Consider the following 12,518-nt stretch of genomic DNA (forward strand, 5'->3'; position numbering starts at 1 on the left):
ATTGTCAGGCGATTTCCCGAGGGGCTTCGCGCAGCATGGTTATCGCGCGCGTGACGATTGCGATATGATCGTCCCAGTCCGGCGCGCGCCAGGCGGGAAGGCGCAGCATCTGCGCGGCATGGGCGGGGCCGCATGCAGCGTGATCGAGGATCATCGCCTTCCAGCCCGGTCCGTCGAGCGGATCGATATAGTCGGGCGTTTCGCCGCCCACTTCGCGCAGCGCCGGCAGATCGCTGCACAGAACGGGCGTGCCGACCGAAAGCGCCTCGGCGACGGGCATGCCATAGCCTTCGGCGAAGGTCGGCATGAGCAGCGCGCGCGCGCCGCGCAGCAGGCTGGCCATGCGGGCGTCGGAGCAGCCGTTGAGTTCGGTAACATGGCCCTTGAGCGCCGGGCAGCGCTCGAGCATGTCGATGACCTGCTCGTTTTCCCATCCGCGCTTTCCGATAACGACAAGGCGCGGAACACGATCCGCAGGCATCGTTTCGGCCAGGTGCCGCCATAGGTTCAGCAGCAGCAGGTGGTTCTTGCGCGGCTCGATCGTGCCGATACAGACGAAATAGGGGCGCGGATCGTCGTCGGATGGGGGCGGAGCCGCCGCCATCGGCTCGGTGCCGAGCAGGGCGACGTGCAGATCGATGGCGCGGCCCGATTGTGCGATCCACGGCTTGAAGGATTCGCCGGTCGCGGCTGAGTTGACGATCACGGCGTCGGCGAGCGCGGCCACGGTCGCCATGCGCTGCCGGTGCTGGCGGTCGCCTGCCGGGCGGGCATATTCAGGATATTCGATCGGGATCAGATCGTGGACCAGGCACAGGAAACGCGCCTGTTCGCGCGCGAGGATGCGGCCCACCTTGGCTTCGTTGATCAGATGATGGGGCGACGCCTGGACATAGATGCTGGCTGTCGTCGCCTGGGCGCGACGCGTGGGCAACAGGGCCGCGAGCCAAGGCATGACCGAGATCAGCGATCGCTGGCGCGGATTGCCGTCCTCGCGCGACCAGCGGCGTTCCAGCTCGTCGAGATAGGCGAGCGCCGACGCGCGCGACAGCCGCCCGTAAAGCCCGGCCGGATGAACGGCGGCAAAGACGAGATCGTCGCGATAATGCGCGAGAAGGCCGCGCGCATAGGCCATCTCCACCCGGTCGACGCCGGACGGCGTAGAATAGCGCACGCGCGAGATGAGGCGCGAAATATCGAGTATGACCTGGCTCATCGCCACCCCGCCATGAACCGGCCCTGCCAGCGGCGCAACGGGGCGATCCAGCCGAGCCGGTTGGGCGCCGCGTCCGCCGCCATCCGGCCGATCAGGATTTCGGGCGGGCAGGGCAGGCGCGTGACAGGATCGAGATAGCGGGGGTAAAGGATCAGCACCCCCGCCACCAGCTCGTCGAGCGAAAGCCGCCGCGTGCGCCTATCGGGCACTGCGCCGAGATCGCGCGTCAGCCCCCAGCCCGCATAGAAGGGCGTGCCGTGACAGGTGACGTCGCGACCGCGCAGCAGCGCCTCGAACCCCGTCAGGGAGGTCAGCACATGCACCCCATCGACGGCGTCCAGCAGCGCCGCCATGCCCGGGCCGCGCGCGATACGGTCGGCGAGCTTCAGCGCTTCGGCGTCGGGCACGGCGCCTGTCCGGTGCCCGGCATCGACATCGGGATGAGGGCGGAACCAGATTTCGGCATCGGGCTCGAGAGCCCGGGCGCGGCGCAGCAGTTCGAGGTTCGAGCGCAGACCGCCACCGCCGGCCAGCACCGACATGTCGTCCTCGACCTGCCCGGGCACGAGGACCAGCCTGCGCCCGGACCGTCTCTCGGGAACGGGTGCAGCCGCGCCTGCCGCATATTTGCTGATCCCCGCGGCGACGATCGCCGCGCGCAGCGCGCGTGCGCGTTCCAACAGGCGGGGGACGAACCGCGTCGTCGACAGGATCGCTTCCAACTCGCTGGGCGCGGAAGGATCGAAGTGAATGCCGCGCGGATCGACGACGATCGAGGAGGGGGGAACGAGATTGCTGCCGAGCCCGACCGACCGCACAAAGCCATCCTCGACGCGCACCAGCTCGACATGCTGCCGCTGCGCTTCGTCGAGCAGCGCAGGGGATATGCGCGAGGGCCAGATCGCCAGCGCGCCGCCGCCGCGCCGCGCCGCCGACAAGGCCCGACGCGGACTTGAGATCATGTGCAGGCGATGTTGGGGCGACCAGAGGAAACGGCGGATTTCGGCCCGCTTCCACCAGGCCATGCCGTTGGCCGCGACGATCGGGCGGTTGGCGTCGATGATGCGGCGCCATTCCGCGAGCAGTTCGATCGTCGCTTCGATCGTGGCGACCCCGTCGCTGAACGGATCGCGATACCGTGCCGACCTCAGGGCCAGAACGGCACGGGCATCGAGCGTGGCGGCATCGTCACCCGGTGCGCCGAAGCGCCCGGCGGACAGAAGGCGCACCGCCACGTCGGCGATCCGGGCGAGCGCGACCCATTCGTCGTCGCCATGCGCCACCAGTTGTCCGGCGCCGTCAAGCACGGACCATGGATCGACATCGCTGCGCCAGCTTGCCCCTTCCATCTCGGCGAAGCGTTTGAAAGCGGCATTACTCGGCGATGGGGCGATCCATAATGCTCCCCTGCGTTCTCCGGGCGTGAGGGATTGCGCGATGCCAGCAGCGTCGTCCGCATCGCGCGGGCGAAGCACGATCGGGGGAGAATCGGCGAGATCGGCCGGATCGGCCCAGAAGCGCCCGCCGACGCGCGCCTCGCGGATGCGTGCGAAAAGCCCGGCTTCCTCGACCGCGCCGCCATCGGCCAGTGGTCGTGCGACGGTTGCGTCAGACCCCGGGAAGGGCGGGGCGCGAAGCAGGGTCAGGGCGGTCATGGTCGCTGGCCCCAAAGGGGAACCGCAAGGCCGCCGGTCGCGTCGCGGCGGACCACGCCATAGCTGCCGGTCGGCAGTTTCAGGCTGGGAAGCGCGGACATCGCGGCGGCCAGCCTCGGATCGGCAAGCAATGCGAAGCGCGCCGCGCCGTTGCTCGTGACGATCAACGTCGGTCGAGCCGAAGCCTCCCCGGCGGCATGCGCGAAAAGGTCGCGCCATGCCTGCTTTCGCGCGTCCGCGTCGACGATCCAGCCCGGTGGAGCTTTGGCATCCCTGTCCCACGCCGCCAATGCATCGCGCCCGATCCGGGCGACCACTGCGTCTTCGGGCTGATCTTCGTCGGGGCCGTGGTCGATCTCGCAGAGCCAGTCGCACGCTTCCGGGACGAGGACCGAGGGCTGGCGAGCCAGGATGAACCGGGCCGTCTCCTGCGCACGGCGCAGCGGCGCAACGAGCGCGCGCGCGAAGCACATGCCGGTTTCGGCAAAATGCGCGCCCAGCGCCTCGGCCTGCTCCGCACCTTCGGCAGTCAGGGGCAAATCGGTGCGCGCGCCGATCCGGCGCGCAGGCTCTCCGGCGGCGAAGGTGTTGCCGTGGCGGACGATCACGAACATCGGAGAGTCAGCCCGGGAAGGGATCGCCCAGGCGCGCGATCGCGGCCTCCGCCGCGACGATATCGGCCGGCGTGTCGATCCCCGACAGGGCGTGCTGCGGCACTTCGACTTCCACCGTTGCGATCGTCCTTCCGCATTCCAGGAAACGCAATTGTTCCAGCCCCTCCAGCCGCTCGTAGGGCGTCGGGGCGGCGGACGCAAACCATTGCAGCGCCGCCATGCGATAGCCGTAGAGCCCGAGATGCTGCCAGACGGGCGACTCGGGGTTGCTGCGCAGCGCGGCTTCGTCGCGGATCGCGGGCAGGATCATCTTGGAGAACCACAGCGCCTGCCCGTTCATCCCGCGCACGCACGTCGTTCCGCTGAAGGGGGCCGTCGCCTTGTGCGCGCGCAAGCGATCGAGGCGGGCCCAGTCGAGGCGATAGACTGGTGTGGCGACATCGGCATGCCCGCCGCGCAGCGTCGCGATCAGGCTCGCTACGATGGCGGGCGGGATGAACGGCGCGTCCCCCTGCAGGTTGATGACAAAGGCAGGCAGGCGGCTGCGCAGTTGCGCCGCTGCGCAGGCCCGCGCACTGCCCGAATCAAGCGCGGCGTCCGTCATCGACACCTCCGCGCCGAGTGCGCGCGCATGTTCGGCAATGCGTTCGTCGTCGGTCGCCACCACGACGTCGCAATTCCCCGCCAGCACGGATGCCGCGCGCGCCGTCGCGACGACGCGTTCGAGCAATGTCCGCCCGGCAATCTGCAGCAAGGGCTTGCCGGGGAGGCGCGTGGAGCCGAAGCGCGCGGGAACGACGATCAGATCGGACGGGGATGCCTCAGCCGGCGTCCCGCTGTCAGGCAACGCGCGCCCGGACGATGTCGTGCATGTGCACGATCCCGGCGAGTTTGCCTTCTTCGACGACGAACAGCACCGAGACGGCATTCTCGTTCATGACGCGCAGTGCATCGGACGACAGCATCTCACGCGATACCGTGACCGGGCTGGTCGACATGTGCACGCCGATATTGTCGTTCAGATCATGGACCGCGATGCACCGCCGCAGATCGCCATCGGTGAAGGCGCCAAGCAGTGCACCCCGTTCGTCGACCACGGCAGTGCAGCCGTAGCGCTTGCGGCTCATCTCGATCGTGGCGCTGACCAGCGACGCATCGCGACCGACGCGCGGGATGGCGTCGCCCGTGCCCATGATTTCGTCGACCATGCAGAGCCGCGCGCCGAGGCTGCCGCCGGGATGGAAGACGTGAAAGTCGGCAGGCGTGAAGCCGCGAGCCTCGATCAGCGCCACCGCCAGCACGTCGCCAAGCACGAGCTGCATCGTCGTCGACGAGGTCGGCGCCAGTTCGTGCGGGCAGGCCTCGCGCACGACCGGCAGCTCAAGGCAGATATCCGCCGCGCGGGCCGCCGTGCTGTGCGGATGGGCGGTTGCGACGATCAGCTTGACGCCATAGCGACGGCAATAGTGGAAGATGTCGCCCAGTTCGCTGGTTTCGCCCGACCAGGTGATCGCGAGCACGACATCCGACATGGTTATCAGGCCCAGATCGCCGTGGCTGGCCTCGCTGGGGTGAAGGAAGAGCGCCGGCGTTCCCGTCGACCGCATCGTCGCGGCGATCTTGCGGCCGATATGCCCGCTCTTGCCCATCCCGGTCACGACGACGCGGCCAGGGGTGGCCGCAATGGTTTCGATCGCCCGGTCGATCGATCGGCCGAAATCGCTCTCGGCAAGCGAGGCTTTCAGGGTTTCCAGCGCCGCCAGTTCAATGTCCAGCGTCTTGAGCGCGGAGGCCGCATAACGTGATTGGAATACGCGAGTGTCCATAAAAACCTTGAATATGAAAGTGCGCGACCGATTTTAACTTGCACCTTGGACTATCGGATATTTGAACCCCGAGGGGATTGCCAGTCGTTCCATTCCCCGCCAATGGCGATCATCTTATTAAGCGCACGGCGCACCGCACTTGGGCGGCGGACGCGAACGGGGCGACTTTAAAAGCGTAAATTGAGCTTACAAGGCAGGTAGATAGATAATGATCCTTTATGGACATGATATCGGCTCGGCATCTCCACTCTTCGTCATCGCCGGCCCGTGCGTCATCGAAAGCGAAGATCTGACGCTCTCGGTGGCCGAGACGCTGGCGGGCGTGGCGCAGCGGCTGGGGCTGTTCCTGATTTTCAAAAGCTCGTTCGACAAGGCCAATCGCAGTTCGGACCGCTCCTTCCGCGGGCCGGGGCTCGACGACGGTCTGCGCATCCTCGAAAAGGTGCGCGAGCGAACCGGGCTTCCGGTGCTGACCGATGTCCATGAGCCCGCGCAGGTGGCGGCGGCAGCGCAGGCCGTCGACGTGCTGCAAACCCCCGCTTTCCTTGCGCGGCAGACCGATTTCATCGCGGCCGTCGCCGCATCGGGCAAGCCGGTGAACATCAAGAAGGCGCAGTTCATGGCGCCGGCGGACATGGCCCAGGTGGTTGCGAAGGCGCGCAATGCTGCGGTCGCGGCGGGACATGAGCCCGATGCCTTCATGCTTTGCGACCGTGGCACCTCCTTCGGCTACAACAATCTGGTGTCGGACATGCGCGGGCTGGCGATCATGGCGGAGACAGGGTGTCCGGTGGTGTTTGACGCCACCCATTCGGTCCAGCTTCCGGGCGGGCTCGGCGAGCGATCGGGCGGCCAGCGCGAATATGTGCCGTTGCTTGCGCGTGCGGCCGTCGCTGCGGGCGTATCGGGCGTGTTCATGGAAACCCACCCCGATCCCGACAAGGCTTTGTCCGACGGCCCCAATGCGATGCCGCTCGGCGAGATCGAACCGCTGCTCGCCAGGCTGCAGGCGATCGATGCGCTGGTGAAGGGCCTTTAGGCGAGCGGCTTGGCAGTCGCACGCTTCGGATCGTCGCACCTCTGCAAGGTTACGTCGCCGCCAGGCCGGATAGTCGTTGCATAACGCCGATTGCTGACTCAAAGGGAATAAAATCGGATTTCGGTGTGCGAAAGCGTATGACTATTCGGGCGCAGGCCAGGGCGTTGCTCCTTTCACCGGTCTGGACGGTTCAGCTGCTCACATCGGCCAAGAGCTTCCTCGACAATCCGCTGATCGGGTCGCGTCGCCTGAATGGCATGGGGCTTCACCGCGCGCGCGTGCGGCTGGCCGATATGCTGTGCCGCTGGCGCCGCCGCCGGCTGGCGCGGCATGTGCGCGCCGACTGGCGCGAGGCGTTCGATCGCGACGGCTTCGTCGTGGTCCAGGATGTGGTGCCGCCGGCCGAGTTTGCGGCGCTGCGTGCGGCGATCCTCGATTATCAGGGGCCAGCGCGCGAGATGCGCCAGGGCGACGCCGTTACGCGCAGGCTGGCCGTCGATCCCGACATGCTCGCCAGGATCGCGCCGCTCGAAAAGCTCCTCGCGCGGCCCGATCTGGTCGCGCTGTTCAACTATGTGGCGAGTTTCCGCACCACGCCGCTTCATTATATCCAGACGATCGTCAGTCATGTCGGTGGCAACGAGCCCGATCCGCAGGAAGCGACGCACGCGGACAGCTTCCATGCCTCGATGAAGGCCTGGCTGTTCCTCAATCCGGTCACCGGGGATGACGGGCCGTTCTGCTATGTCCGCGGATCGCACCGTTTCACCCGCGAGCGGATCGACTGGGAGCATCGCCGGAGTCTCGCCGATCCGCAGACGATCGACCGGCTTTCTGCGCGCGGCTCTCCACGCGTGTCCAGGGAAGATCTGGCTGCCATGAAACTGGGCGATATCGAGGCATTGGCCTTGCCCGGCAATACGCTGGTCGTCGCGGATACGGGCGGTTTTCATGCACGCGGCGCGGCGGCGCGGGCGGGCGAGCGCGTCGAAATCTGGTCCTATTCGCGGCGCAATCCGTTCCTTCCCTGGCTGGGCGGCGATCTGCTCAGCCTGCCGGGAATCGCCGAGCGGCGGGTGCGCTGGCTGTGGGCGCTGCGCGATCGTTTCGAGCACCGGTTCGGCCAGCCTTGGCAACCCGTGGGCCGGCGCCGCGCGATCGACGGCTGACGGAGCGCCCCGCAGAGCGCTCCGTCGCAGGAGTGCCCGCTGCCTATTTGATCGTCGCGATCTCGTAGAGGAAGTCGACGAAGCCGAGCGCGGCGCCGTCGATGCCCTGAACCTTGGGGTTGCTGCTGTCGATCACATAATATTCGTCGGGTGCATGCGCGCCGCTGCCCGCGCCGAGGCCGAACTGGCCGGCGGGAAGGCTGACCGGCGCATCGGTGAACACGCAGCCCGGCCATGATCCGGCGAGGCGCGGATAGACGGTGACCTTGACGCCCGCGCGTTCATAGACGGCCTTCTGCGCGCGGATGACGAGCGCGTCCTCGGCCGTCTCGGTCGGGTTGTAGCCGCCGGTGAACTTGACCTCGATATCGCCGAAGCCGTGCTTGGCGAGATGCGCCTTGATCTTGGCGATGCTGTCTTCCGCCGTCTGGTTGGGGACGAGGCGAAGGTCGAGCTTGGCGACGGCGCGACTGGGCAGGATCGTCTTGCCGCCCGGGCCCGTATAGCCGGCGACGATGCCTTCGATGTTGATCGTCGGCACGGCGGCGAGGCGTTCGAGCGACTGCTGCCAGGGTTCGTCGTTGACCCAGTGGGTGACGCCCGCCGCCTTCATGGCATTCTCCTCGCTCGTCCGCGCGGCGGTGTCGGCGATCAGCGCCTTTTCGCGCGCGGTGAGCGGGCGGACCTTGTCCATATAGCCCTCGACCGCCGGCATGTTGCCGTCGGGCGTGACCAGCGAGTTGAGCGCGGCGACGAGATGCCAGGCCGGGCTGTCGACATGCGCCTTCTGGCTGGAATGGAGATCGCGCACCGGGCCACGGCCCCACTTCTCGCCGCTGGAAATCAGCTCGAGCTCGACCACGCCCTTGGCGCCGAGGTTGATCGCGACGCCGCCATCGGGATCCTGCCAGCCGCTGGGGATGATCACGCCGACGCATTTCTTGAGCGCGGCAAGAATGTCCGGGCGGCGCACGATCTGCGAGAAATGCGGGCTGCCGATTTCCTCTTCGCCCTCTGCGACGAGGACGAGATTGACCGGCGGCTTGCGCCCCGCCGTCTTGAAGGCGTGGAGCGCGGCGAGGAAGGCGCATTCGGGACCCTTCTGGTTCACCGCGCCGCGCCCGACCACAACCTTGCCATAGCCCGGCTTGTCGACCAGTTTCGCCTCAAGCGGCGGCGACGACCATTCGGCCGGGTCGAACTGCTTGACGTCGTACATGAAATAGATCGCCATCCAGCGCTTCGCGCCATTGTCCATCGTCGCGAAGACGCCCGGCGCGCCGTCGGTGGGTACGACCTCGGCCTTCTGGAAGCCGGCATCGAGCGCCAGCTTCATCATATATTCGGCGCCGCCCGGCATGTTGCGGTTCTCGGCGGCGATCGAGGGATTGGCGATCCAGTCCTGCAGGCGCTTGACCGACGCGTCGTGATTGGCGGCGATCGCCTTCTTCAGCGCATCGAGGTCGCCCGAAGCGGCGAACGCGCTGCCCGGTGCGAACAGCGCCGCGCCCACGGCTGCCCCCTGCAGCAATGCGCGGCGGTCGATCGGCATCGTCGAGTCGGTCATGGCAGTCCCCCATTTGGATGAGAGGCGAGTAGAACTTTATTGCGCGACCGCGTCCAGCCCTCCGGCAAAGATCGACTTGAGGCCGCGCAAATTTTTGCTGCTGGCGATCAATCTACTTATTCAATAGAGAATCAGGCGTCGGACGGCCTGGCCGGCAACTTCCAGGCCCGCGGCTTTTGATGGTCCAGCTTGCCCCGCGTCACCAAAGGCTAAAGCGCGCGACGTTCGCCTTCCGAGGCGGCGGCGCGTTCCCAAAAAGGAAAGTCCAATGCTCAACCGTCCGTCGAACCCGCCTTCTCCCGTCGCCGTGCCCGGTTGTTGTCGCTGCTGTCGCTGAACCGCAACGCAACGCCTTTATGGGGGCCGTCGTCCGGCACCCCTCACCGGAGTGACAAGATGAGTGAGTATCGCAGCGGGGCGGCCGAGCGCCGCCTGTCCGACTATCCAGTGTCGCTGCAGAGCGCGGCCAGCGCGCTGTGGGGCGACGAGAATTTCTGGGGGCGCGACACGTTGCGTCCGCCGGCAAGGCCCGAGCCGCGGCGCGGGCGACTGAGCCGATAGCCTCGATTCCCGATCCTCCTCCGCCCGGACTGAGCAGGCCGAAGCCGCGCATTTCCGCGCCGTAGCCCCAAAGCGGCGCGGACTTCGGCCGGCTCGATCCGGGCGGCTCTTCCCGCGGCGCGGCCGACTTCCCGCGCCGCCGGACCTTTTTCCACAGCTATAGGTTGGTCCTGTCACTAAAGTGACATAGAAGGACTGATGGCTACCCTCTTCCAACCCACCGAAACGCAGGCGCCCCCGCTGGGGCTGCTGCTGCGCGAGGTGCGCCAGATCGCAAGCTGGCGCCGCGTCGCGCCGGCTGCGCCGATCGTGGAAGCGGTGGGGCAAGGGCGCCCGGTGCTCGTCATTCCCGGTTTTCTGGCGTCGGACGGATCGACACGGCCGCTGCGTCAGGCACTGCGCCAGGCGGGTTTCAAGGTTCAGGGCTGGGGCCAGGGGCGCAATTTCGGGTTGCGCGGCGACGTGATGGGCATGATTGACGCGCGCGTGCGCGAACTGGAGGCGCGCTATGGCGGGCCGGTCTCGATCGTAGGCTGGAGCCTCGGCGGACTGATCGCGCGCGAATATGCGAAGATCGAGCCTGGCCGGGTCGATCGCGTGGTCACGCTCGGCAGCCCCTTTTCGGGCGATCTCCGGAGCAACAACGCCTGGCGGCTCTACGAACTGGTGGCGCGGCACAAGATCGACGAACTGCCCATCGCATGCGACATCAAGGCCAAGCCGCCGGTCGAGACGGTGGCCATCTGGTCGCGCCGCGACGGCGTGATCGCGGCGGCAAGCGCGCGCGGCCTGCCCGGAGAGCGCGACCGCGCGATCGAGGTCAGTTGCGGGCATATCGAGATGAGCTTCGCGCCCGAGGCGCAGCGCGCCGTCATCACCGCCCTCGCCTGAGGCTGCTGCTTCCCCCCTTCACCGTCAGCGTCTAGCGTGCGCCGACTTGTAAAAGGGGAATCACCAAATGATCGTCAGTCGCAGAGGCTTCATCCTGTCTTCCGCCGCGCTCGGCGTGATGGCCGGGATGGAATGGCCCGCCTTCGCCGCCATCGACCCGAAGCTGGCGACGGTGTTCGACGCCATCGCCAACGACCTGCTCAACGACTCGCCTGAGGGGCTGAGCTATCTCGGCCTCGACAGCGGCGACCGCGCCTGGGCGCGCGCCAAGCTTGGCGACCGTTCGGCCGCCGCGCGGGCCAAGACCTTCACCGACATCGCCAAATATCAGCAGATGCTGGCAAGCGTGCCGCGCGCAGCGCTGCAGGGGCATGACGGGCTGCTGTATGATTCGGTCGCCTATGAGTTGGCGAACGGCGCGGCGGGCAAGCGCTTCGCCTATGGCAGCGTCGGCACCTTCGGCGGCGGCACGCCTTATGTGATCAGCCAGCAGGACGGCAGCTACCAGCAGATCCCCGAATTCCTCGACTCGGTGCACCGGATCGCGGTGAAGGCTGATGCCGAGGCCTATCTGTCGCGCCTTGCCGCTTTCGCGACCGTGCTCGATCAGGAAACGACGCAGTTCAACGACGACCTCGGGCTGGGCGTGCTGCCGCCGAGCTTCCTGCTCGACACCGCGATCGGCCAGATGAAAGCGCTGCGCGCCGTCGAGGCCGGCAAGTCGCGCATGGTCGCGTCGATCGCGCGGCGGACCAAGGAGAAGGGCATCGAGGGCGACTGGGCGGCGCGGGCGACCAAGATCGTCAGCGATGCCGTCTATCCGGCGCTCGATCGCCAGATCGCGGCGGTGGTCGCGGCGCGACCCAAGGCGACGACCGATGCGGGCGCCTGGAAGCTGCCCGACGGCGGCGCCTATTATGGCTGGGCCCTGCAATATGCGACGAGCACCGACCTGACGCCCGACCAGATCCACCAGATGGGCATTGATCAGGGCCGCGAGCTCGACGCGCATATGGACGCGGTGCTCAAGTCGCAGGGCATGACCAGCGGCACGGTCGGCGAGCGGCTCGCCGCGCTCACCAAGGACCCCAGGCAGCGCTTCCCCAACACCGATGCGGGCAAGGCCGAGGCCGTCGCGTACGTGCAGGAGAATATCAACGAGCTGCGCGCGCTGCTGCCGCGTGTCTCGCACATGAAGCTGAAGGCGGGCATCGACGTGAAGCGCGTGCCGCCGGACATCGAGTCGGGCGCGGCGCTCGGCTATATGAATCCGGCTTCGCTCGATGGCGCGCGCCCGGCCATCTATTATATCAACCTCAAGGACACGGCGAACTGGCCCAAGTTCACCATCCCCTCGCTGTCCGCGCATGAAGGCCTGCCCGGCCACGCCTGGGAAGGCGCCTATACTGCCGAGCATCGCGACGACGTACCGCTGATCCATTCGCTGATGGGCTTCAACGCTTATACCGAGGGCTGGGCGCTCTATGCCGAGCAGCTGGTCGACGAGCTGGGCTTCTACGAGAAGAACCCGCTGGGGCGGCTCGGCATGTACCAGGCGCTGCGCTTCCGCGCCTCGCGCCTTGTCGTCGATACCGGGCTGCACGCCAAGAAATGGTCGCGCGAGCAGGCGATCGACTATCTCGCCTCGACCACCGGGCGCGCCCGCGTCGCCTGCACCAGCGAGATCGATCGCTATTGCGCGTCGCCGGGCCAGGCCTGCGGCTACAAGGTCGGCCATACCGAGATCGTGCGCCTGCGCGAGAAGGCCAAGGCGGCGCTGGGCGCCAAATATGACGTGCGCGACTTCAACGATGCGGTGATCCAGACCGGCGCGGTGCCGCTGGCGGTGCTGGAGACCGGCGTCGACGCCTATATCGCGGCGAAGAAGGCAGGCTGACGGGCGCGGGGGGGGGGGGGGGGGGGGGGGGGGGGGGGGGGGGGGGGGGGGGGGGGGGGGGGGGGGGGGGGGGGGGGGGGGGG

At 67.5% G+C, this 12,518-nt stretch carries 12 protein-coding genes; 6 read left to right on the forward strand and 6 right to left on the reverse strand.

All coding sequences use genetic code 11. The annotated features are described in order from the left end of the window. Positions 1–4: 4 nt before the first annotated feature. Genes AC3WT0_RS14120 through AC3WT0_RS14140 form a run of 5 tightly spaced genes read right to left on the reverse strand, consistent with a single transcriptional unit; the run spans position 5 to position 5,311 of the window. Entirely contained in the window at positions 5–1,216 is a 1,212-nt protein-coding gene (locus AC3WT0_RS14120; RefSeq protein WP_492754032.1) for a glycosyltransferase family 4 protein, read from the reverse strand. Beyond that, positions 1,213–2,871: a capsular polysaccharide export protein, LipB/KpsS family gene (locus tag AC3WT0_RS14125; protein WP_492754033.1), complete on the reverse strand. Its 1,659-nt coding sequence runs from the start codon at positions 2,869–2,871 to the stop codon at positions 1,213–1,215. The genes AC3WT0_RS14120 and AC3WT0_RS14125 overlap by 4 nt, the downstream gene beginning before the upstream one ends. Next, positions 2,868–3,485, reverse strand: coding sequence for a histidine phosphatase family protein (locus tag AC3WT0_RS14130; protein ID WP_492754034.1), 618 nt, complete (start codon positions 3,483–3,485; stop codon positions 2,868–2,870). Before AC3WT0_RS14130 ends, AC3WT0_RS14125 begins: the two co-directional genes overlap by 4 nt. Before the next feature lie 7 nt (positions 3,486–3,492). Then, positions 3,493–4,332, reverse strand: coding sequence for a 3-deoxy-manno-octulosonate cytidylyltransferase family protein (locus tag AC3WT0_RS14135; RefSeq protein WP_492754035.1), 840 nt, complete (start codon positions 4,330–4,332; stop codon positions 3,493–3,495). After that, complete coding sequence (locus tag AC3WT0_RS14140) at positions 4,325–5,311, reverse strand: KpsF/GutQ family sugar-phosphate isomerase (RefSeq protein WP_492754036.1); 987 nt, start codon at positions 5,309–5,311, stop codon at positions 4,325–4,327. The genes AC3WT0_RS14135 and AC3WT0_RS14140 overlap by 8 nt, the downstream gene beginning before the upstream one ends. A 208-nt stretch (positions 5,312–5,519) precedes the next feature. On the opposite strand from AC3WT0_RS14140, the gene kdsA reads away from it, so the two are divergent. Together kdsA and AC3WT0_RS14150 are read left to right on the forward strand one after the other, a co-directional pair. Continuing rightward, a complete protein-coding gene (kdsA, locus tag AC3WT0_RS14145; protein ID WP_492754037.1) occupies positions 5,520–6,350 on the forward strand; it encodes a 3-deoxy-8-phosphooctulonate synthase in 831 nt (276 codons plus the stop codon). 137 nt (positions 6,351–6,487) lie between these two features. Beyond that, a complete protein-coding gene (locus AC3WT0_RS14150; protein WP_492754050.1) occupies positions 6,488–7,519 on the forward strand; it encodes a phytanoyl-CoA dioxygenase family protein in 1,032 nt (343 codons plus the stop codon). Positions 7,520–7,562: 43 nt separating this feature from the next. On the opposite strand, the gene AC3WT0_RS14155 is transcribed toward AC3WT0_RS14150, so the two are convergent. Next, positions 7,563–9,086, reverse strand: coding sequence for a M20/M25/M40 family metallo-hydrolase (locus tag AC3WT0_RS14155; protein WP_492754038.1), 1,524 nt, complete (start codon positions 9,084–9,086; stop codon positions 7,563–7,565). Between the two features lie 39 nt (positions 9,087–9,125). On the opposite strand from AC3WT0_RS14155, the gene AC3WT0_RS14160 reads away from it, so the two are divergent. The 4 genes from AC3WT0_RS14160 (at position 9,126) to AC3WT0_RS14175 (ending at position 12,435) form a co-directional block, all read left to right on the forward strand. Then, positions 9,126–9,266, forward strand: coding sequence for a hypothetical protein (locus AC3WT0_RS14160; RefSeq protein ID WP_492754039.1), 141 nt, complete (start codon positions 9,126–9,128; stop codon positions 9,264–9,266). 216 nt (positions 9,267–9,482) lie between these two features. After that, on the forward strand, positions 9,483–9,647 hold the full coding sequence (locus AC3WT0_RS14165; protein ID WP_492754040.1) for a hypothetical protein: 165 nt from the start codon (positions 9,483–9,485) through the stop codon (positions 9,645–9,647). A 198-nt stretch (positions 9,648–9,845) separates the two neighbouring features. After that, positions 9,846–10,538 carry an esterase/lipase family protein gene (locus AC3WT0_RS14170; RefSeq protein WP_492754041.1) on the forward strand — a complete coding sequence of 231 codons (693 nt, stop codon included), beginning with the start codon at positions 9,846–9,848 and terminating at the stop codon, positions 10,536–10,538. Between the two features lie 67 nt (positions 10,539–10,605). Next, positions 10,606–12,435 (forward strand): DUF885 domain-containing protein, encoded by a 1,830-nt coding sequence (locus AC3WT0_RS14175; RefSeq protein ID WP_492754042.1) that lies wholly within the window; start codon positions 10,606–10,608, stop codon positions 12,433–12,435. The last annotated feature ends 83 nt before the right edge of the window (positions 12,436–12,518 follow it).

The sequence above is a fragment of the Sphingomonas sp. EU05-FHT14C10 genome, assembly GCF_058790595.1.